This is a genomic window from Granulicella sp. WH15 (genome assembly GCF_009914315.1).
GTDB lineage: Bacteria > Acidobacteriota > Terriglobia > Terriglobales > Acidobacteriaceae > Edaphobacter.
The window spans coordinates 3,694,628-3,714,581 of sequence record NZ_CP042596.1 but is presented as its reverse complement, the minus strand read 5'-3'; the positions used below and the strand labels follow the sequence as shown (position 1 = coordinate 3,714,581).

The window sequence follows — 19,954 nt, the reverse complement described above, 5'->3', positions numbered from 1 at the left end:
CGTAGAGTGAGCCGAGGCGCGCTTTTGGCCCTGCGGAATCAGGCTCCGGAGCCGGTTCGGAGATGTTCTGGGCCTCGGTCTGGTTGCCGGGGCTGGTTGGCAGGTTAGAATGATTGGACCGGATATCGAACGTGGCGCTGCTGCCATGCAAGGGCCGTTCGAACCGAAGTTTGGGCGTTGCAGGTGCGGGGTTTCCCCCCATGGAAGTGAGAGAGCTTTTGACCTTGAATTGGATCGCGACGATGAAGCTGCCGGCAGTTGTGGTTGGCCGGAGTGAGAAGCGGCAGTGGGTAAGTGGGTTTGCGGCGTGGTCGCTGATGGCCGCGCTGGCGGTGCCGGTCTCGGCGCTGGTGGCTGGGTCGGCTGCCGCGCAGGTGGTCCAGGCTCCGCGCTACCAGAGCAGCCAGAGCGTGAACGCGCCGACGCAGCAGTTGAAGATGCCGCCGCTGCCTCCGGCGATTACGCCCGGCGGAACCGTGGTCGAAGATGTGGTCGCGCGGGTGAACGACCAGATCATCAACCGTAGTGACCTCGAGCGCTCACAGCAGCAGCTCGAGATGGAGCTGGCCCAGCAGAACGCCAGCCCCTCCGAGGCGGCGAACCGCCAGCGCGATATGCTGCGCGACATGATCGATCAGCAGTTGCTGATCTCGCGCGGTAAGGAGCTGGGCATCAACGCGGACGCCGAGGTTATTCGTCGGTTGGACGAGATCCGCAAGCAGAACAAGATGGACTCGATGGAGCAACTGGAGGCGGCAGCCAAGCAGCAGGGCGTCAGCTTCGAGGACTTCAAGGCGCAGATCCGCAACAGCGTCGTCACCCAGCAGGTGGTGCGCGACGAGGTGGGCCGCCGCTTGCAGATGACGCAGGCGCAGGAGCAGGCATACTACGACCAGCACAAGAGCGAGTTCTCTCAGCCCGAGCAGATCCGCCTGAGCGAGATCCTGGTGCCGCTGCCCGCTGATGCCGCGCCGGATGCGGTCGCGCAGGCCCAGGCGAAGGCTAACGATATCAAGTCGAAGATTACGGCTGGCGGTAAGTTTGACGAGCTGGCCAAGCAGTACTCGGGCGGGCCGACGGCAGCGCAGGGCGGGGAGTTGGGCCTGTTCAAGCGCGGTGCGTTGGCCAAGGTACTGGAGGACCAGACCTTCGACCTGAAGGCCGGTGAATCGACGCAGCCGATCCGGACGCGGCAGGGTTTTGTGATCCTGAACGTGACCGAGCACCAGGCCGCTGGCGTTGCTCCGCTGAAGGAAGTGGAGCAGCAGGTGCAGGAGGCGATGTACATGCAGCAGATGCAGCCTGCTCTGCGCGCCTACCTGACCAAGCTGCGCGAAGAGGCGTACATCGACATCAAGCCGGGCTTTGTGGACTCGGGCGCCAGCCCGAAGGAGACCAAGCCGATCTTTACCTCCTACGCTCCGCCTACGCCGAAGAAGAAGAAGGTGACGGAGAAGAAGCGGTTTGAGCGCGCGAGCGGGTTCTCTCGTCCGGCTGCGAAGCCGGTTGTGGCTGGCCCCGACACCACGGGCGGACGTACCCTGACGGGTGCGGAGGCTCAGCAGGCCCAGGCCGCCGCTGCTCCCACGGTCGATCCCAAGACGGGGCTGGCGGTGATCGCGCCGCCCAAGCTGGCCGCGAACGGCAAGCCGAAGAAGGTTCGCCGCGAGAAGGTACGGTTCGGTCAGGCTCCGCAGAACTCGCTGCCGGCTGAGACCGCGCAACAGGCGGCGGCTGAGGCGGCTTCGCCCGCACCGGCTGGCGGCGGCATCGGAGCGGCGATCGCTCCGGGCGCGGTGATGGCGGATGCGGCGAGCAGCCCGGATAGCAGCTCGCAGGTGGCGGCGGATGTGGGCGACGATCCGCTGGCTCCCAAGGCTCCCGAGAAGAAGAAGACGCGCTACGGCTCCCGCGAGAACGCGGCCAAGGTCAAGACGGAGAAGATCAAGAAGGTCAAGGCCAAGAAGGTCGAGAAGGTTAAGGCGGCTCCCGTAGAGATGACCTCGGACGAGAAGGCCGCGTCTCAGACCCAGGCCGCTCCGTTGGGCCTGAACGGCGACACTGCCAAACCGAAGAAGGTGAAGGTCAAGAAGCCGAAGCGGAAGAAGGGCGATCCGAAGCCGGTGAAGGAGCGTCTGCAGGGTAAGCAGAAGGTGGTTCCGCCGCCGCCTGCCGAGCCCGCGCCGACGGCGAATCCGGCCTTGGCTCCGCGTGGTGATGTGCCTGCTACGCCTTCGCCGGTGCCTGCCACACCTCCGCAAATCTAGCCGCAAAGTAGGAAGCCCTGCCCTTCGATAAAGGGCGGGGCTTCTTACTTTAAGAACAAAAGCGCCCTCACGCCGGGCGGGCGGCACTTCGTGCTGTTCTCGACGCTTCGCGTGAAAGGCAAGACTCTGCCGTGCGCGGTATCCTGTGGGGATGAAGGACTTCTATGTCGCCGACGCGGCGCGCTTCGAAAACGCTGTAGTCACCACCTACTTCTGTCTTTCCTCGCTCTCGGTGCGGGAGAAAAAGACCGGCGGCCAGTTCCTGGCCATGACCCTGAGCGACAAGACCGGATCCTTCGAGGCCCGGATGTGGGACGACTTTGCCGACGCCATAGCCAGTTGCTCCGAGGGCTGCTACGTCAAGGTGCAGGGACAGATTTCGAAGTACCAGGGCAAGTTCCAGATCACCCTGCAGAAGATGCGCCACGCCGCCGACAACGAGGTCGAGCCCGGCGACTACCGTCCGGTCTCGCAGTTCGACCCCGCCGAGATGGAGGCGGAGCTGCGCGGCTACGTGGCGGCGTTTCGAAACGAAGACCTGAAGCGGCTGGTGCTGGCCTTTCTTGACGATCCGGGGATTGGGCCGCAGTTTACCGTCGCGCCTGCGGCCAAGGGGCTGCATCACGCGTGGCTCAGCGGCCTGCTGGAGCACGTGCTGATGCTGGTGCGCGTTTGTCTGGCCACCGCGCCGTTCTACCCCGAGGCCGACCCCGACCTGCTGGTGACGGGCGCGATTTTGCACGATATCGGCAAGGTGCGGGAGCTGGAGTGGAAGACCAGCTTCGGCTATACGCTGGAGGGCCAGATGATCGGGCACATTTCGATTGCGCAGGGGATGCTGCGCGAAAAAGTGCTGGCGCTGGCTCCGTTTCCGGATCGGCTGCGGGTGCTGGTGGAGCACATGATCCTGAGTCATCATGGCCGGTATGAGTTCGGCTCGCCTAAGCTGCCGATGACGCCGGAGGCGATGGTGCTGAGCGCGCTCGATGACCTTGAGGCGAAGTTTGCGGCGATGCGGCGAGAGTTCGCCGCGGCGGAGGCGGCGGGCAAGAAGCCCAGTGAGACGACCGAGTGGGTGCGCAGCATGGAAAGACCGCTGTTGAACTCGCAGGCATACTTGGCGGACGAGGAATAGAAAAACACGCGAAGCGTCGAGAACCGCACGAAGTGCCGCCCGCCCGGCGTTAGGGCGCTTTTGCTGTTGCCTTTGAATCCGTCGAGTAAGCTGAAGGTATGGAGTATTACCGCAGATGGTTGGTAGGAGCGTGCTGCTGTCTGGCGTTGACGGTGAGTTCTGGCGCGGCCCAGACAAAGACTGCTCCGAAGATTGCCCTGACTTTCGACGATCTGCCTGAGATCGACGGGCTGGCTCCGGGGATGACGAGGCTCTCGATCATCCGTTCGATCATCCACGCGCTCCAGGCCGCGCACGCGCCGACGACCTATGGCTTCCTGAACGCGCAGTTAGTGGTGGACGAGCCGGAGCTGATCTCCTCGTTGCGGGCGTGGCGAGCTGCCGGATTTCTGCTGGGCAACCACACCTACTCGCATGCCGACTTCAACCAGACGACGCTGCCCGCGTTCGAGCGCGAGGTCACCCGCAACGAGCCGCTGCTACGCCGCCTGATGGCCGGAGAGGACTGGCGTTGGTTTCGCTATCCCTATCTCTACGAAGGAGATACGCTGGCCAAGCGGAATGGTCTGCGCGCCTATCTAAGCAACCGGGGATACCGCGTCGCGCAGGTGACGCTGGACTTTCAGGACTACGACTGGAACGATCCTTATGTCCGATGCGCGACGAAGCGCGATCAGCGTTCGATTGCATGGCTGAAGCAGATGTACCTGGACAGTGCCACGGAGGCGATCCGCATCGGCCGCGAGCGGTCGCGAAAGGTATACGGGCGCGATATCTCGCATGTGATGCTGCTGCACGACGGGGCCATCGAGGCGGTGATGCTGCCGCAGTTGCTCGAGCTGCTGCACCAACAGGGGTTCCAGCTAGTGACACTGCCCGAGGCGGAGAGCGACCCGGCCTATGCGATCGACCCCGGCGTGGCGCTGAAGCTGGGTGGTACCCTGCCCGAGCAGATGATGGAGGCCAAGGGGATCGAGGACGGGCCGTTCCGAGACACGCCTGTCAAGGAGCTGGACAGCATCTGCCGGTAAGGTGCTTCACGCGATGCTCGCTGCCGACCGGTGGAATGCCCAATGCTGTTACTTATCCCATGCCGCCCCGAGAACGGTACGAAGTACGATTGTTACAATCTCATATGACTGGCTTTATGGCCTAGCAATGTATTGGCCTGAGTAGTGTGAGGTAGGATGCTTCGTTTTTCTACGGCGGGTGAGAGCCACGGCGAGAGCCTGGTGGCGTTGGTGAGCGGTCTTCCGGCCGGTGTGCCGGTCGTGCAGGAGTTCGTCGACCGCGAGCTTTGGCGGCGGCAGCAGGGCTATGGGCGCGGCGGCAGGATGCGGATCGAGCGCGACACCGCGCACATCCTCTCGGGCGTGCGCCACGGCAAGACGATCGGCGCGCCGGTCGCGATGACGCTTGCCAACGTGGATTGGAAGAACTGGGAAGAGATTTTGCCTGTGGGCACGGGCGACGCGGAGAAGCACAAGGCGGTGGCCTCGCCGCGGCCCGGCCACGCGGATTTGGCGGGCAGCCTGAAGTACGATTTTCCCGATGCGCGTTACGTGCTCGAGCGGGCGAGCGCCCGTGAGAGCGCGGCGCGTGTGGCCTGTGGCGCGTTGGCTAAGCTGCTGTTGCGAGAGCTGGGCGTCGCGGTAGGCAGTCACGTGATCCGCGTGGGACGGCAGGAGCTGGGCCGAGACGCCAGTTGGGCCGAGATCGCCGCGACCGATGCCAAGGATGAGATCTTTCTGAACTGTGTGGACCCCGAGGCCGAGGCCCGGATGAAGGGCGAAGTCGATCTGGCTCTGCGCACGGGCGATACCATCGGCGGCGTTTTTGAGGTGGTGGTGCACAACCTGCCGCCGGGTGTGGGCACGCACGTCAACTGGGACGAGCGCATGGATGGCCTGTTGGCGCAGGCCGTGATGAGCCTTCAGGCAGTGAAGGCCGTGGAATTGGGACGCGGAGTGACGGCGGCGGAGTCGCTGGGTTCGACCGTGCATGACGCGATTGCGTACGAGGGCTCGGAGGAGGACTTTACGAAGTTCTCTCGCGAGCAGAATAATGCTGGGGGCATCGAAGGCGGCATCTCGAACGGCGAAGACATCGTGGTGCGCGGATATCTGAAGCCGATTTCGACGCTGCGCCGCCCGCTGGCCAGTGTGAGCTTCGCGACGCGTGAGACCACTAAGGCAGCGTACGAGCGCAGCGACGTCTGCGTGGTTCCGGCGGCGGGCGTCGCAGCCGAGGCGATGGTCGCGCTGACGATAGCCAAGCTGGTGATCGACAAGTTCGGCGGCGATTCGCTGCGCGAGCTGAAGCGTAACTTCGAGGGTTACTGCGAGCAGATTCGGAAGTACTGAAAGGGAAGTTGTGGCGACAAAGAAAGCAGCAGCGAAGAAGACGGCGACCAAGCCGCTGAAGATCCACGAGGTGGTCAAGTACCCGGACCCCATTCTGGCGGTGCGTGGCGAAGAGGTGACCGTCTTCGACGCGGAGCTGAAGCAGTTCGTGGACGAGATGTTCGACAGCATGTACGCCGCGCACGGCATCGGCCTGGCGGCTCCGCAGATCTCGGTCTCGAAGCGCATTGCGGTCGTCGACGTGAGCTTCAAGAAGAATGCGAAGGACAAGGTTGTGCTCATCAACCCGGAGATCGTCGAGCGCGAGGGCAAGCTGCTCGAAGAGGAGGGCTGCCTGAGCCTGCCGGATATCCGCGAGAAGGTCTCGCGCGCCGCCAAGGTAAAGGTGCGGGCGCAGGACGTGACCGGCGAGTGGTTCGAGATTGAGGGCGAGGAGCTGTTCTCGCGCGCGTTGCAGCATGAGATCGACCATCTGGACGGCATTCTCTTCATCGACCGCATCAGCCGCCTGAAGCGCGAGCTGGTCCTGCGTAAGATCAAGAAGCTCCAAAAAAACGGCGAATGGTAGTACTTCGTACCGTTCTTGACCGCTTCGCGGTGGCTTCGCTCCGCTGGGTTGTGGGATCGGTTGCAGGATAAATTTGAGGTTGGAATGAAGCTGGTATTTTGCGGGACCCCGGAGTTCGCGGTCGATACGCTGCAGGCGGTCATCGCAGCCGGCCATGACGTGCGCCTGGTGGTGACCCAGCCGGATCGCGCTGCCGGGCGCGGGATGGAGATGCACTTCTCGGCGGTCAAGCGGGCCGCGCTGGAGCTGGCCCTTCCGGTGGTGCAGCCGGAGAAGATCAAGAACAACCCAGAGTTTCGCGCGCAGCTCGAGGCCATTGCGCCGGATGCGATCCTCGTGGTCGCCTACGGGCGCATCATTCCGGACTGGATGCTGGCGCTGCCGAAGTACGGCTGCATCAATCTGCACGGCTCGCTGCTGCCGAAGTACCGCGGAGCCGCGCCGATCCAATGGGCCGTGGCCAACGGCGAGACCGAGACCGGCGTGACCACCATGCTGCTCGAGGCCGGGCTGGATACGGGGCCAATGTTGCTGGTGCACAAGCAGCCGATCGCGCCCACCGATACCGCCGAGGACCTCTTCGAGAGCCTGGCCGAGGTGGGGGCCACGCTGGTGGTCGAGACGCTGGCGGGGCTGGAGTCGGGCAAGATCGTCCCCGTCGCGCAGGATCACGCGCAGGCCACGCTGGCGCCGATCCTGACGCGGGAGGATGGTCGCATGGACTTCTCCCTGACGGCAAAAAAACTTTACGACCGCTGGCGTGGATTTCAGCCGTGGCCGGGGGCGTTTACCTCGCTGCGCGGCAAGAAGCTTATCGTGAACCTGATGCGGCTGGCGGAGGGCACGGGCGTCGCGGGCGAGTTGCGCGTGGATGGAGACCGTCTACTGGTCGGTTGTGGAGATGGTTCGATGCTGGAGCTGGTAGAGGTCCAGATGGAAGGTAAGAAGAGGATGATGGCGGCGGAGTTTCTGCGTGGGTTTCAGGTGAAGAGCGGCGAGCGGGTGGGAAGTTGAAGAAGAAGTCTGTGGTGAAGAAAGATCCGGGCGGCCTCGAGGCTGCGGCGAAGGTGCTGGCTGCCGGAGGCCGGGTTCCGAAGAAGTTTGCCAAGGCGCGTCCGGCGAGCGCGGGGCCGACCCTCTCGGCGCTTGAGGCGCAGACTAAGGTAACGGCTGCGCGGCGGGTGGCGTTCGAGATTCTGACGCTGGTAGGGCAGGGCAAGGGCCATAGCGACGAGCTGCTGCACGGGGTTCGTACGAAAGAACTCTCCGAGGCCGACCGCAACCTGACCACCGCTCTCGTGATGGGGGTGCTGCGCTGGCAGATCGCCCTCGATGCCCGCATCAGCAAGCTGTTGCAGAGGCCCGACCAGAGGCTGGCGGAGCCGGTCGCGCTGGCTCTGCGGCTGGGCGCGTTTCAACTGCTGCACATGGACCGTATCCCCGCGCACGCGGCTCTGAGCGAGAGCGTGGAGCTGTGCCGCGCCGCCGGGAATCCGCACGCGACCGGCATGGTGAACGCGATTCTGCGCAAGCTGGCCACGGCTCCGCCGCCGGGAGCGAAGGTCTTCGAGACGACGGCGGCGTTTGCGGAGCGGCTCTCGCATCCGCTGTGGCTGGTGGAGCGCTGGGTGGCGAGCTATGGCCGTGAGGCGGCGCTGAAGATCTGCGAGTCCGGCCAGTCTGAACCGGCCGGCGGCGGCTTGTTTGCGGACGCTCCAGCCGAGGAGAATGCGCCCACGATGGACGACGGCTCGCGCTTGGTGGCCGAGATTGCTGCGGCTGCGATCCCTGCCACGGATGGCCGTCCGGCGCGGCTGTGGGACTGCTGCGCTGCTCCCGGAGGCAAGACGCTGATGCTGGCTCTGCGCGCCCCCGAGGCCGAGCTGCTGGCGACCGATGTGAGCGCCAAGCGCATGACCCAGATGCAGGCGCGGCTACGGCGTTTTTCTTACGCAGCCAACATCAAGACGGCGGCCACCGATGCGGTTCGGCTGCCTGCTTCGGCGGGGCTGTTCGACCTGATCCTGTGCGATGTGCCTTGCAGTGGAACGGGCACGCTGGCGCGCAATCCGGAGATCCGGCTGCGTCTTCAACCGGAGGAGTTGGTGAGGCAGTCGGAGAGGCAGCGGGCGATCCTGACGGCGGCTCTGGAGCGCGTTGCGCCGGGTGGGCGGCTGGTTTATTCCACCTGCTCGCTGGAGCCGGAGGAGAATGAGCAGGTGGTTGCGGCGGTGGCCGGTGGCTGGCGTCGTGTGCCGGTGGAGGAGCTGAAGGTGGGGTTGGAGCTGAAGGGCATGGTCCGCGATGGCGCGCTGCGTACGCTGCCGGGTGTCGATCCCTGCGATGGGTTCTATGCGGTGGTGCTGGAGCGGGAAGGGTAGAGTCGTTACGCGAAGCGTCGAGAACCGCACGAAGTGCCGCCCGCCCGGCGTGAGGGCGTTGTTGCTTTTGCTGTTGTGGTTGAGAAAAGAAAGCAAACCTCGGGGGCTAAAGCCCGCGTCTGTGGCGGGTTTTAATGTCCGGGCTAAAGCCCGGACCTGCCCCAGAAGCAACGGCAAGAACAAAGACAACAGCAAAGACAGAAGCAGATTCCTCCGCTTCGCTCCTGAATGACAACCAAAAAACAGGCAACGGCAACGGCGCCCTTGCGCCGGGCGGGCGGCACTTCGTGCGGTTCTGGACGCTTCGCGTATTTCTTTCTCTCTTAGAAGTGAATTACCAGATCCGAGGCAGCCGTGAACTGGTTGTGCTTGGTGCCGTTGTCGTAGGCCTTGCGATTCCACGCCCGGTCGAACCGCACCTCCGGCCGTAGCTGGATGGTGCTACCGAACCAGTGGCTCAGCGCCAGCGTGTTCTCCGAGTACTGCGTTGCATAGCCCGTGCGCTGCCCCTTGAAATCGTTCAGGTAATCGGACCGGAAGCCCACGAAGGTGTGCGGCGAAAGCTCGCGCAGCACGTAGTTCACCACCGCGTAGACCGGCGCGGTACACGTCGTGTGGCCGGGCAGGCAGGGCACCGCGTTGGTGTTGGCCTGGGGCGCGATGGGGCCACCCAGCGCGGGCACATCGCGCTGATACATGTAGTACGCCTCGGTGGCCATGTGGACCTTCTTCGAGAAGCGGTGATACCAGGTGAGGTCGTACTGCTGCAGGTTGTTGTATGCGTATTTGCCGCTGTTGATGCCGTTCAGGCAGGCGTAAAGATTGTCGTTCACTGAGGCCGAGGTATAGCTGATGCAGGCTGTGGCCGAGGGCTTCGCGTCCTCCACCCACGGGGCCACGTCGTGCCCGGCGGTGATGCCCGCCTGCACCAGCCAGCGGTCGTTCAGCTTCACGGTGGCGAGTACGCCAGTGTCGGTGAAGGGATCGACCGCGTAGAGCAGCGAGTGGCTGAAGAAGTAGTTGTTCGGGCTCAACTGCGCCTCGATGCCGGGGATCGAGATGAAGCGGCCGACGCGCAGGTTCATCCCCTGCGCCACTTTGGGGAGGTAGAGATCGACGTACTCGAGGCTGGGGTCGAAGCCGTAGCGGCGGTTGTGGTCGATGAGCTGGCTGCTCAGGTAACCGCGGTCGGTCGTGAAGCGGTAGTCGGTGCCGTAGAGGGCGGTCAGGTGAAAGCCCCAGTCGACGTGGCTCTGCTGCACCGAATCCGGCAGCCGCTCCACGTAGACGACAGCCTGGTTCAGCTCCAGCCGACGCGAGTAGAGGTCGTTGGCCTCGGGCGAGTTGCTCTTGGCCGAGGTGCCGACGTTGACTGAGGGATCGAGCCAGCCGTAGACCTTGATGCGGCTGCGCGAGAGCCGCTCCGCGCCCAGGATCGCCGTCATCAGCGGATAGCTGTTCGTATCCGGCTCGCCGATGACGGGCGAGCCGCCGTAGGACCAGTCGGCACTGGGGAACGGAGGCGAGTCGAGCGGGGAGGGTGCGCCACGGCGGGCGGGTGCTGGCCCCGAGGCTGCGGTGCCGCTCCAGTCTTCGCGGTAGAACTGTCCCAGCCGGGGAAAGAATCCGTGCGCCTCAGGCTCGGGAGTGGCCTGTGCCTTCGGAGCCTCAGCTTGCTGGGCCACGCACCGCCCGCCGCCAGCCACAGCCGCAATCCCCCACGCCAGTGCCACCGACGCTACCTGCAACTTCACCATGCCACCCATCTTTCCTTATCGTCAGCTTTCTTGTCTGATGCCAAAACAATATCCGATGACTTTAGTCCTGCATTGATTACACTCGAGCCATGTCCCGCGCGATCCTGCTGAAACCTGCCCGACTCTTCCATCTTTACAGCGGCGTCTTCCTGGCGCCTGCCATGCTGTTCTTTGCCTTCACTGGATTCCTCCAGACCTTCTCTTTTCACGAGACGACCAAGGGCAGCGCCTACAAGCCTCCGGCCATCTTCGTCGAGTTGGGGCAACTGCACAAGAAGCAGACCCTTGTCGTTCCCGCCGCGAAGATGCACGCTCCCGACAAGCCGGATGCTGCTGCGAACGGCAAGGGGCATAAGCCCGCCGATGCGGCTCCGGAGGCGCCTGCCGCGCCGGTCAAGGTGCACAACCTGCTGCCGATGAAGATCTTCTTCGGCGTGGCCGCAGTCGGGCTGTTCCTCTCGACGCTCACCGGGCTGTTCATGTCGTACAACTACGTCCGCAACAAGGTGGCGATCACGGCAACGCTTCTTGCCGGTATCGTGATTCCGCTGCTGTTGTCGCTGTTTTAAAACCTGACCAGCCGGACGGACCCGCTACGCGCGGGGAGGCGTTTGCACGTCTTTTTACAGCTTCGCGTGCTAGTCTGAGCAGGCTATGAGGCCCTTTCAACGATTTCTGCTGCGCGTCCTGCACGTCGTCAACCTGACGGCTGGAGGACTGTCGCTGGTGGTGGTGGCGCTTGTCACCGCGCTGCTCGCCATCCGCGTGGCCATTCATGGGCGCGAGGTCAATGTGCCCAGCTTCGCTGGTCTCAGCAACGCGGAGGCCGTAGCCCTTGCCGACTCGCTCGGGCTCAACCTGGAGGTGGAAAACCGCTTCTACTCCAGCGCCGTCAGCGCCAACCACGTGCTCTCGCAGTCGCCGCTCCAGGGCAATCGCGTCAGACGCGGCTGGCAGGTCCGCGTCACCGAGAGCCTGGGGGCGCAGCGGGTCGCCGTGCCCGACGTCACCGGGCAGAACGAGCGCTCGGCCACTGTTTCGCTGCGGCGGCTGGCGCTCGAGCCGAGCGGCGTCTCCTACCTGCCGACAGCGTCCGTACCGGCGGGAGTGGTGCTTACGCAGTCGCCGCCGCCGCGCTCCACTACGGCTGAAGGTCCGGGCGTCTCCCTGCTGGTCGCGACCGATCCGTTGCCGTCGTCGGCTGACGCGTTTGTGATGCCGTCGCTCATTGGCCAGAGCCTCGCCAACGCGCAGGCCCGCCTGGGAACGGCTGGGCTGCGCATCGCCAGCGCGCAGGAGCCCACGCCTCCGCCCGCGCCGGTCATGCCTGCCACGACGGGCCTGCCGGGTGCCCTGGCTGCTTTGCCTCCGCCGGTCTTCGCACCTCCGCCGGTCAGCACGCACTCCGTCATCGTTAGCCAGACGCCGCTGCCGGGACACCGCGTAACCCGCGGCGATAACATCCGCGTGACGGTCGTCCACTAGGGACTGCTTTCAGCTTTGCTGAGGCTTTATCAGGAAGCAGCGGCGTCTTCACCCGGAAACAGCAGCGACAACCCGATGGTGATTGCAAGCACCACCGCGATCACGCCCAACGAAAGCAGCGGGCCAACTTCGAAGATCGTCGCGGTCAGCATCTTCACGGCGGCAAAGGCCAGGATCGCGGCCAGTCCGTAGTGCAGCAGCCGCAGCTTTTTCAGCATCTGCGCCAGCAGGAAGAAGAGCGAGCGCAGCCCCATCACGGCGAGGATGTTCGAGGTGTAGGCGAGGAACGGGTCGCGCGTGATCGAGAGCACGGCGGGGATCGAGTCGAGCGCGAAGACGACGTCGGTGAACTCGATGGCCAGCAGCGCGAGGAAGAGCATGGTGACCATGCGGCGGCCGTCTTCGACCGTGAAGAAGCGGTCCTGGCGCAGCGAGACGGGGTGGATGCGGGTGATCCAGACCGTCCACGCGGGCGGCTTGTCGGAGGTCTCGGTGGTGTCCTCGGGCATCACCAGCCGCACCGCCGCTACCAGCAGGATGACCGCGAAGACGTAGCTGACCCAGTGGAAGCGCGCCAGCAGGCTGAGTCCCGCGCCGATGAAGAGGCCGCGCATCAGGATCGCCCCGGCGACGCCCCAGAAGAGCACCTTGGGCTGGTGCGCGGGCGCGACCTTGAAGACGCGGAAGAGCAGCAGGAAGACGAAGAGGTTGTCGATCGAGAGCGACTCTTCGAGCGCGTAGCCTGCAAGGAACTGGGTGGCCGAAGGTGTCCCAAAACGGCACAGAACATAGGCGGCGAAGGCGAGCGCCGCGGCGATCCACATGACGGTAGCAGCGACGGAGTCCTTGTGGTTGCGGGCGGCGATGTCCTCGGGCGAGAGCGGGCGCGGCGCGCGGCGGCTGTACAGCAGCTCAATTGCGAGCAGTACGAGAAGCGCGGCGTGGAAGCCGATCCAGTGCGCGTGCGTGGCAACCCATTGGGGGATGGAGGTCATCTTTCTCTCATGCTACTGGCTTTATGCTATCGGGAATTTTGTGTAACACCCTGCATTTTGTGTGACACGCTGCCGATAACGGCATAGATTATCGGGAGCGGTAGCTTGTAATTTTTGGAAAGAAATTTTGGAGGTCGGTACATGAAGCGTTTCTTTGGTTTGACGGCACTGGTTGCGGGACTCCTGTTCTCGCATGGACTGCTGGCACAGGCTCCGGCTGGTGCTCCTGCAGGGGCAACTGGCATCTGTAAGGATGGCACCTACTCGACTGCTGCCAGCAAGTCCGGCGCCTGCCGCGGACACAAGGGCGTCCAGACGTGGTACACGGCCTCGGCCGCTCCGGCTGCCGCTGCTGCGAAGACTGCAACTCCGGCTCCGGCTCCGGCCGCGCCTGCTGCGCCCACGGCTCCGGCTCCTGTAGCCGCTGCGAAGACGGCTGCCCCCAAGGCCGGACCGGCCGCTGCGGCTGCCAGCCGTGCTCAGGCTCCCGGTGGCGGTCCTGGGCTGGTTTGGGTCAACACGGCCAGCAACGTCTATCACTGCCCGGGAACGACCTTCTACGGCAAGACGAAGGCTGGCTCGTACATGAGCGAGTCCGACGCCAAGGCCAAGGGTGCGCACGCCAATCACGGCCAGGCCTGCTCGAAGTAAACTCCCCTGTAACTATCCATGGCGCGCCGTTTCGATGCGGCGCGCCATGGGTGTTTTTGTGGCCGCTTCTGGGCGAAGAGCAAGGCGAAACGGGGAAAAAGGGATAAAAGGAGATAAGAGCGGAGCCTTGAGAGCTGTGCTTTCCTCTCACCGATCTGTGGCAGGGATGAAGAGAGCATACCTCGGGGGCTAAAGCCCGCATCGGTGGCTGTTTTGATGTCCGGGCTAAAGCCCGGACCTACCCCGGAGGCAAGAGCAACGACAAAGCAGAAGCAAATCCCTCCGCTTCGCTTCTGAATAACAACCAAGAAAACCAGCAAAAGCACCCTCACGCCGGAGACTTCGTGAAGCCTCGGATGTCTCCCGCAAAAGCACAGCTCTCAAGGCTCCGCTCTTATCTCCTTTTATCCCTTTTTCCCCGTTTCGCCTTGCTCTTGCCTTAGTGCTGATTGATCAGCCGGATGACCTCGAGGAAGAGGTCGGCGGATATCTGCAACGACTGTGGGCTGAGCTTGTCGAGCGTGTCCTCGGCTGTGTGGTGGTAGCCGTCGGGGGTCGCCGCGGTGTGCGGGCCGTAGTCGATGTCGATGATGTCGAGCACCGGCACGCCGCGCTGCTTGAACGGCAGATGATCGTCCTCGATGCCGCTTGAGTAATCCTCTTTGAAGACGTGCCCCGCATGGCCCGTATTGCGCGCGGCCTGCTGCAACAGGCTCTCGAGCGCCGGGGTTGAGTTGCCGTCGTGGTCGATGTTCAGGTCCTTATCGCCGATCATGTCGGCGACGATAAAGGCCTTGATCTTGCCGATGGTTCCGTTCTGGCTCCACTTCGCGGCCAGGTGCCGGGTGCCGTAGAGCGAGTCCGACGCGGACCAGCTCTTCACGGCCTCTTCGCCGTCGTCGAAGACCAGCCAGACGCTGTAGCCCTCGGGAGGATGAGCGCGGAAGTACGCGCCCAGCTCGATCAGCAGCGCCGAAGTACAAGCTCCATCGTTGGCCCCGACGAAGTTGATGTCCTTCAGCGGGTAGTTGGTCTCGTAGTGGCTCGCGAGGACGATGATGCCATCCTTCTTGCCGGGGTAGCGCACGATGTAGTTGCGCATCGTCTGCATCCCGAGCGGGGTGGAGGCGGTGAACTGGTCGGTCTCGAAGTTGCCCTTGGCGATCTCGGGGGCGAAGTGCGCCTTGATGAACTGCTCCGCTGCAAGGTGGCCCGGTGAGCCGTTGAAGCGCTTCGGCGCGACGGCGAGAAGCTGTTTGGTGACCTCATAAGTAGCGGCTCCGGAGACGTGTCCCGCAGCGGGCTTCTGGGCAAACGAGGGCAGCGCAAAGAGAGAGACAAAAACTGTTACAAATGCAGTCCAGCGCATAAAGCTACGGTGATTCGCGGACATGTTCCTCATGATGCCTTCAGTTCCTTGGCCTTGCGTCGGCTGGGATGTACGAAGTAGGCCACGGCCACGCCCAGCAGGTAGAGCACCAGCATCGGGCTGGCGAAGATGCACATGCTCACCGGGTCGGGCAGCGGGCAGATGACCGCCGTAATCAGGAAGATGATGAGGATGGCGTAGCGGATGTGCCTGACCAGGAACCCCGCATCGACGATGCCGAAGAGCGAGAGGAAGAAGAGCAGGATCGGCAGCTCGAAGCAGATGCCCAGGCCGAGGATGACGGCGAGGAAGAAGCCTGTGTAGTCCTCGATCGTAATCATGTGGGTGAAGTTTTTGCCGAAGCCCATCACCAGCACGTTGATGGCTCCGGGCAGCACGTACCGGTAGCCGAACCATGCGCCGCCGACGAAGAGCCCGACCGTGGCGCTCATGAACGGCCAGACGTACTTCTTCTCGTGCGCGTACATGCCCGGCGAGATGAAGAGCCAGATCTGGTAGATGATGAAGGGGCTCGAGAGGATCGCGCCCGCCACGACCGAGGTCTTGATGATGAGATTGAGCGCATCGGTGGGGTGCGTCATCGTCATCGTCAAGCCGATATCGACCAGCGGCTTCTGGATGAAGGCGACCAGCCGGTCATGGAAGATGTAGGCGATGGCGAAGCCGACGAGCAGGTAGAGGATCGCGCGGATGAGCCGCTTACGCAGCTCGTCCAGATGCTCCATCAGGCTCATGCCTGGCAGTTCGGCCCGGTCCTGTACGGCGGAGCGGACGTTGTCGATCATGTCAGCCATGCTGGGGCGAGACCTCGTGGCTGGTAGTGGAAGGATCGGTGGTTTGGGGAATGGCTTCGAGCATCGGCTCGAGTGCTTCGGCCTCGGCTGGCTTGGCGGACGAGCCACGGCCTACGGGCAGGCCCGTCGCCGGAGGCATCAGGTTCAGGTCGCCGGATGTGGCGATGGGCAGCGGCTCGATCGGCTCTGTGGGCTGCGTCTCCGTGAGTTGGATATGGTTCTCCACGGCCTCGGCTGGCATCGCCTCCGTCTGGGCCACCTCGTCCACAACTGGTGTCGGCGTGGTGTTCTCAATGGGCGGGGTTACGGGCGCGGCAGCCTCGAGCGCGGCGATCTTCTTCTGCTGTTCGGCCTGCTCGGCTAGCCGCAGCTCGTCCTCCATCTGCATACGAAACTCGTTGGAGGCACGGCGGAACTCGCCCATCAGCTTACCTAGCTGACGGGCAAGCTCGGGCAGCTTCTTCGGGCCGAAGAGCAGCAGAGCCAGGACAAAGATGAACGCGCTATCGGCTAGGCTCGGCATAATCTCTCGCAGGCAGCATGAAAGACCATGATACGGCTAAGAGTTAGACGGGACAAATATTGCTCGGAAAGGCTCTGTCCTGCCGGACGGGCCTCCTGCGCGGTGGGCGGGCGTCTCCACGCCTTTTTATAGCTTCGCTTGGTCCTCCCGTTGGTCGGAAAGAAAGATATGTCCGCTGCCGACCAACGGAAGGCCCCATGCTGATAATTTTCCAATGCCACCCCGAGAACCGCACGAAGTGCCGAAGTACAAGTACGATAAAGTAGAAGGAGACTTGGCGTGCATCGTTTTGGGCGCGGCCGTGTCTAATGGAAAAGGCGGTCTTTGACCGCCGTCGTACCGGTTGCAACATCCCCGTGGATTGGGGACTTTATTCGGTTCAGGTCTGCATTTGCCTGTCCGGTCGAGTCCGGCGAATCCACTGCAGCCTTGCAGTGAGTGCTTTCAACATCCCCGTCTCGAGAGCGAACAGCGCCTATCGCGCGATCGACTCTGAGAGACTGAAGGCGGAGTTAGATGAACGGAATCCTTGTTGATGATGCAGAGGCGGTCGCGGGCTTGCCTGCGATTGAAACGGCTCCGATTGAGGGCCAGGCCTGCCTGCTTGAAAACTATCTCTCCCAACCCGACCACACTATGGACGCCCGGATTGCGGCGGCGCGCGCGAAGCTCGGCAAAGAGGCCGTCGTGCTCGGCCACCACTACCAGCGCGATGAGGTGATCCAGTTCGCCGACTTCACCGGCGATAGCTATAAGCTCTCGAAGATTGCCGCCGAGACCGATGCGAGGTACATCCTCTTCTGCGGCGTGCACTTTATGGCCGAGAGCGCGGACGTGCTCGCGAAGCCCTGGCAGCAGGTGATCCTGCCTGACTTGAACGCCGGTTGTTCGATGGCGGATATGGCCGAGATCGGCCAGGTGGAAGACTGCTGGGACGCGCTGGGTGCGAGCCTCGGCACCGACGGCATCGTCCCGCTGACCTATATGAACTCGGCTGCGGATATCAAAGCCTTCTGCGGCGAGCGCGGCGGGCTGGTCTGCACCTCGTCCAACGCCCGCGGAGCCTTTGAGTGGGCCTTTGCGCGCGGCAACAAGATTCTCTTCCTGCCCGATCAGCACCTGGGCCGCAACACCGCGTTTTCTATGGGGATTCCCCTGAACGAGATGGTCGTCTGGGACCCGTACATGATTAACGGCGGCGTCGCTCCAGACCGGCTCAAGGCCGCCAAGGTCATCCTGTGGAAGGGCCACTGCTCCGTGCACCAGCGCTTTCTGCCCGAGCACGTCGACCGCGTCCGCCGCGACGAGCCGGGGATGCAGGTGATCGTCCATCCCGAATGCCGTTGGGAGGTCTGCCAGAAGGCCGACGCGCTGGGCTCGACCGAGCGCCTGATCGAGCTGATCGAGAAGTCGCCCGAGGGCTCCAGCTTCGCCGTGGGCACCGAGATTCACCTCGTCAACCGCCTCGCCGCCCGCTTCGCCCCGCTGGGCAAGCGCGTCATCACGCTCGACGACTCCGGCTGCCTCTGCACGACGATGTACCGCATCTCTCCCGCGCACCTGGCCTGGGCGCTCGAAAGCCTGGTTGCGGGCAAGGTCGTCAACCAGATCAAGGTAAGCGAGCAGACTAAGCACTGGGCCAAGGTCGCGCTCGACCGGATGCTCGAAGTTCCCACCGCCCACGCGATCCAGAGGCCTATTTGAGTAAAACCTTTACCCTATCCGAGGCTCAGACCCTGATCCCGGTGCTCGAATCGCTCGTGCACCGGGCCCGCTCCGCCGCGATCCGCGCCAGCACGCTCGACACGCAGATGCAGGAGCTGAGCCAGCGAATCTTCCTCTCGGGCGGGCTGCACGTCGATGTTCCGAAGGCGGCCCGCCGCCGTGCCGAGCGCGAGAAGGCCATGCAGGAGGCGCGGGACACGGTGGAAGAGATCGAGGAGATCGGCGCGTCGATTGCGGATCTCGATGAGGGCCGACTGGAGCTGCCTGCAATGGCCGAGGGCCGGATCGTGCTGCTCTGCTGGACGATGGGTGACGCCGAGATTGTGCAGTGGCGCGAGAGCGAAGAAGGGTCTCCTCTACGCAGGATGGGGGATGGGCCTTTTGGGCCGTCAGGCCGTGAGCGCGAGCGGCCGAACTGAGGCTTGCGAATATGCAGTATCTCTAACAGAGCAGCCCCATAATGGGGCTGCTCTGTTTTTGTCGGTGAAGACGTTTGTTTCCCGCGTGCGTCGAACAGGTATCGGCAGGCAGTTCTGAGAAGATAGAGAAGATTGAAGTTCGTCTCGATAGAGACGGCTGGGCTTCGTGCCTGGACGAGAGAGAAAGGTTTGGCATGGCGAGCAAGGGGTGGGCCGCGCAGGTGGGGCGTTGGATCGTAGCAGGGATTGCATCGGTAGCGTTGACCGGATGCTCGGGTTTCTTTCCTCCTCTGGACTCCTCGAGCGGCGGCTCCGGCGGATCGGGTGGTGGAACCGGCAACTACGTACTGGCGCTCTCGCCCGACCTGGGCACGCTGAGCGTGTACACCATCGGCACCTCGAAGCTCTCGATCGGCTCCGGCTCGCCGCTCACGCTGCCCTCGAATCTGGTCTCGGCTAACTCCGGGGCCATCGCCGTCACACGCAATAACTCCTTCGTCTACGTCGGCGGCCTCAACGCCATCTACTGCTACTCCATCGGCACCTCGGGCGCACTGTCGCTGGTCAACGCCGGGTCGCAGACGATAGCGGCGAACGTCGTTTCCATGGACGCCTCGCCCGACGGCCAGTGGCTGTTCGCGCTCGATAACCTCTCGCAGACCGTCTTCGAGTTCTCGCTGAACTCGAGCACCGGGGCGCTCGCGCTCGTCAACCAGGTGCCTTATAACATCAAGTCGGGCGCGACCCTGGTGCCGAAGTCCATCCGGGCGACGTCCACGCTGGTGGCGGCGGCCCTGGGGACTGCGGGTGACGCGCTGTTCGCGCTCACTACCTCGAACGGCAACCTGACCTACAGCGGCGGCATCAGCCTGAATTCGGCGACCGAGAGCGACAACGACGTGGCCATCTCGTCGGATAGCAGCTTCCTCTACGTCTCGCGCAGCGGCACTGCCGACGGCATCGCGGCCTACACGGTCAACTCGTCGGGGGTGCCGTCTACCTTTGGCTCCGGCGCGCTGACCGCGTCCGGCACTACGCCGAACGCGATGCTGCTCGACTCGACCGGCGCGTACCTCTACGCGGCTAACCGCGGCTCGTCGGACATCTCCGAGTACACGGTCTCGGCCGGCACGCTGAAGGCGCTTTCGACCCCGACGGTCTCGGCCGGCATGATCGTGACCTCAATGGCCCGCGACAGCACCGGCAAGTATGTACTGGTGGGCGGCGTCAGCTCGACGACGGACGTGGGGATGTACAGCTTCGATTCGACGGTTCCGGGCCAGCTGGACCTGGCCACCAGCGTCTCGACCGGCAAGGAGACGGTGGGGGTACAGGTCGCTACGACCCACTAAAAACAACAACAAATACATCCTCCCGCCGGGCACTTCGTGCTGTACTCGAAGTACGGGTACTTCGTGCGGTTTTGGACGCTTCGCGTATTTATTGCCCGCCCGCAACCCGGGGCCTTCTTCCGCAATCTAAAGGAGTTGTGGTTTCATTC

The 19,954-nt window shown here is 63.7% G+C and carries 18 protein-coding genes; 13 read left to right on the top strand and 5 right to left on the bottom strand.

The window, feature by feature from the left end; all coding sequences use genetic code 11:
- The first annotated feature begins 242 nt into the window (after nt 1-242).
- The 7 genes from FTO74_RS15370 (at nt 243) to FTO74_RS15340 (ending at nt 8,714) form a co-directional block, all read left to right on the top strand.
- Nucleotides 243-2,267 (top strand): peptidylprolyl isomerase, encoded by a 2,025-nt coding sequence (locus tag FTO74_RS15370; RefSeq protein ID WP_162538936.1) that lies wholly within the window; start codon nt 243-245, stop codon nt 2,265-2,267.
- A gap of 151 nt (nt 2,268-2,418) precedes the next feature.
- Nucleotides 2,419-3,402 carry an HD domain-containing protein gene (locus FTO74_RS15365; protein WP_162538935.1) on the top strand — a complete coding sequence of 328 codons (984 nt, stop codon included), beginning with the start codon at nt 2,419-2,421 and terminating at the stop codon, nt 3,400-3,402.
- 152 nt (nt 3,403-3,554) lie between these two features.
- Nucleotides 3,555-4,433, top strand: a complete 879-nt coding sequence (locus FTO74_RS15360; protein ID WP_220399032.1) for a polysaccharide deacetylase family protein — start codon at nt 3,555-3,557, stop codon at nt 4,431-4,433.
- A 156-nt stretch (nt 4,434-4,589) separates the two neighbouring features.
- Nucleotides 4,590-5,765 carry a chorismate synthase gene (gene aroC, locus FTO74_RS15355; protein WP_162538933.1) on the top strand — a complete coding sequence of 392 codons (1,176 nt, stop codon included), beginning with the start codon at nt 4,590-4,592 and terminating at the stop codon, nt 5,763-5,765.
- 10 nt (nt 5,766-5,775) lie between these two features.
- Nucleotides 5,776-6,333, top strand: coding sequence for a peptide deformylase (def, locus tag FTO74_RS15350; protein WP_255462310.1), 558 nt, complete (start codon nt 5,776-5,778; stop codon nt 6,331-6,333).
- 84 nt (nt 6,334-6,417) lie between these two features.
- Nucleotides 6,418-7,347 carry a methionyl-tRNA formyltransferase gene (gene fmt / locus FTO74_RS15345; RefSeq protein ID WP_162538932.1) on the top strand — a complete coding sequence of 310 codons (930 nt, stop codon included), beginning with the start codon at nt 6,418-6,420 and terminating at the stop codon, nt 7,345-7,347.
- Nucleotides 7,344-8,714: a transcription antitermination factor NusB gene (locus FTO74_RS15340; protein ID WP_255462309.1), complete on the top strand. Its 1,371-nt coding sequence runs from the start codon at nt 7,344-7,346 to the stop codon at nt 8,712-8,714. Before fmt ends, FTO74_RS15340 begins: the two co-directional genes overlap by 4 nt.
- Before the next feature lie 323 nt (nt 8,715-9,037).
- Here the strand turns inward: FTO74_RS15340 and FTO74_RS15335 are convergent, their stop codons facing one another.
- Nucleotides 9,038-10,471 carry an outer membrane beta-barrel protein gene (locus FTO74_RS15335; RefSeq protein WP_162538931.1) on the bottom strand — a complete coding sequence of 478 codons (1,434 nt, stop codon included), beginning with the start codon at nt 10,469-10,471 and terminating at the stop codon, nt 9,038-9,040.
- An 89-nt stretch (nt 10,472-10,560) separates the two neighbouring features.
- Here FTO74_RS15335 and FTO74_RS15330 point away from each other — a divergent pair, with 89 nt between their 5' ends.
- Complete coding sequence (locus tag FTO74_RS15330) at nt 10,561-11,040, top strand: PepSY domain-containing protein (RefSeq protein WP_162538930.1); 480 nt, start codon at nt 10,561-10,563, stop codon at nt 11,038-11,040.
- A gap of 85 nt (nt 11,041-11,125) precedes the next feature.
- Nucleotides 11,126-11,956 (top strand): PASTA domain-containing protein, encoded by an 831-nt coding sequence (locus tag FTO74_RS15325; protein ID WP_162538929.1) that lies wholly within the window; start codon nt 11,126-11,128, stop codon nt 11,954-11,956.
- Nucleotides 11,957-11,985: 29 nt separating this feature from the next.
- On the opposite strand, the gene FTO74_RS15320 is transcribed toward FTO74_RS15325, so the two are convergent.
- Nucleotides 11,986-12,951, bottom strand: coding sequence for a TerC/Alx family metal homeostasis membrane protein (locus tag FTO74_RS15320; protein ID WP_162538928.1), 966 nt, complete (start codon nt 12,949-12,951; stop codon nt 11,986-11,988).
- A gap of 141 nt (nt 12,952-13,092) precedes the next feature.
- Between FTO74_RS15320 and FTO74_RS15315 the strand changes: the two genes are divergently transcribed.
- Nucleotides 13,093-13,602: a DUF3761 domain-containing protein gene (locus FTO74_RS15315; RefSeq protein WP_162538927.1), complete on the top strand. Its 510-nt coding sequence runs from the start codon at nt 13,093-13,095 to the stop codon at nt 13,600-13,602.
- Between the two features lie 439 nt (nt 13,603-14,041).
- On the opposite strand, the gene FTO74_RS15310 is transcribed toward FTO74_RS15315, so the two are convergent.
- From FTO74_RS15310 to FTO74_RS15300, 3 genes are read right to left on the bottom strand one after another with little or no spacing between them, the layout of a single operon-like run.
- Nucleotides 14,042-14,995: a M28 family peptidase gene (locus FTO74_RS15310; RefSeq protein WP_162538926.1), complete on the bottom strand. Its 954-nt coding sequence runs from the start codon at nt 14,993-14,995 to the stop codon at nt 14,042-14,044.
- Nucleotides 14,996-15,000: 5 nt separating this feature from the next.
- On the bottom strand, nt 15,001-15,786 hold the full coding sequence (gene tatC / locus FTO74_RS15305; protein ID WP_162538925.1) for a twin-arginine translocase subunit TatC: 786 nt from the start codon (nt 15,784-15,786) through the stop codon (nt 15,001-15,003).
- Entirely contained in the window at nt 15,779-16,309 is a 531-nt protein-coding gene (locus FTO74_RS15300; RefSeq protein WP_162538924.1) for a twin-arginine translocase TatA/TatE family subunit, read from the bottom strand. The genes tatC and FTO74_RS15300 overlap by 8 nt, the downstream gene beginning before the upstream one ends.
- A gap of 516 nt (nt 16,310-16,825) precedes the next feature.
- On the opposite strand from FTO74_RS15300, the gene nadA reads away from it, so the two are divergent.
- The 3 genes from nadA to FTO74_RS15285 all read left to right on the top strand — a co-directional run bounded on the left by nadA (nt 16,826) and on the right by FTO74_RS15285 (nt 19,805).
- Nucleotides 16,826-18,013 carry a quinolinate synthase NadA gene (nadA, locus tag FTO74_RS15295; RefSeq protein ID WP_162538923.1) on the top strand — a complete coding sequence of 396 codons (1,188 nt, stop codon included), beginning with the start codon at nt 16,826-16,828 and terminating at the stop codon, nt 18,011-18,013.
- Nucleotides 18,010-18,453: a DUF2203 domain-containing protein gene (locus FTO74_RS15290; protein ID WP_162538922.1), complete on the top strand. Its 444-nt coding sequence runs from the start codon at nt 18,010-18,012 to the stop codon at nt 18,451-18,453. Before nadA ends, FTO74_RS15290 begins: the two co-directional genes overlap by 4 nt.
- Before the next feature lie 194 nt (nt 18,454-18,647).
- Nucleotides 18,648-19,805, top strand: coding sequence for a beta-propeller fold lactonase family protein (locus tag FTO74_RS15285; protein ID WP_162538921.1), 1,158 nt, complete (start codon nt 18,648-18,650; stop codon nt 19,803-19,805).
- Nucleotides 19,806-19,954 lie beyond the last annotated feature (149 nt).

Bases quoted from the DNA above. Each gene is read 5' to 3' on its own strand.
- FTO74_RS15320 (WP_162538928.1), bottom strand. From the start codon at position 12,951: ATGACCTCCATCCCCCAATGGGTTGCCACGCACGCGCACTGGATCGGC.
- FTO74_RS15370 (WP_162538936.1), top strand. From the start codon at position 243: ATGAAGCTGCCGGCAGTTGTGGTTGGCCGGAGTGAGAAGCGGCAGTGG.
- nadA (WP_162538923.1), top strand. From the start codon at position 16,826: ATGAACGGAATCCTTGTTGATGATGCAGAGGCGGTCGCGGGCTTGCCT.
- FTO74_RS15330 (WP_162538930.1), top strand. From the start codon at position 10,561: ATGTCCCGCGCGATCCTGCTGAAACCTGCCCGACTCTTCCATCTTTAC.
- aroC (WP_162538933.1), top strand. From the start codon at position 4,590: ATGCTTCGTTTTTCTACGGCGGGTGAGAGCCACGGCGAGAGCCTGGTG.
- FTO74_RS15300 (WP_162538924.1), bottom strand. From the start codon at position 16,309: ATGCCGAGCCTAGCCGATAGCGCGTTCATCTTTGTCCTGGCTCTGCTG.
- FTO74_RS15315 (WP_162538927.1), top strand. From the start codon at position 13,093: ATGAAGCGTTTCTTTGGTTTGACGGCACTGGTTGCGGGACTCCTGTTC.
- FTO74_RS15310 (WP_162538926.1), bottom strand. From the start codon at position 14,995: ATGTCCGCGAATCACCGTAGCTTTATGCGCTGGACTGCATTTGTAACA.
- FTO74_RS15325 (WP_162538929.1), top strand. From the start codon at position 11,126: ATGAGGCCCTTTCAACGATTTCTGCTGCGCGTCCTGCACGTCGTCAAC.
- FTO74_RS15365 (WP_162538935.1), top strand. From the start codon at position 2,419: ATGAAGGACTTCTATGTCGCCGACGCGGCGCGCTTCGAAAACGCTGTA.
- FTO74_RS15285 (WP_162538921.1), top strand. From the start codon at position 18,648: ATGGCGAGCAAGGGGTGGGCCGCGCAGGTGGGGCGTTGGATCGTAGCA.
- fmt (WP_162538932.1), top strand. From the start codon at position 6,418: ATGAAGCTGGTATTTTGCGGGACCCCGGAGTTCGCGGTCGATACGCTG.
- FTO74_RS15335 (WP_162538931.1), bottom strand. From the start codon at position 10,471: ATGGTGAAGTTGCAGGTAGCGTCGGTGGCACTGGCGTGGGGGATTGCG.
- tatC (WP_162538925.1), bottom strand. From the start codon at position 15,786: ATGGCTGACATGATCGACAACGTCCGCTCCGCCGTACAGGACCGGGCC.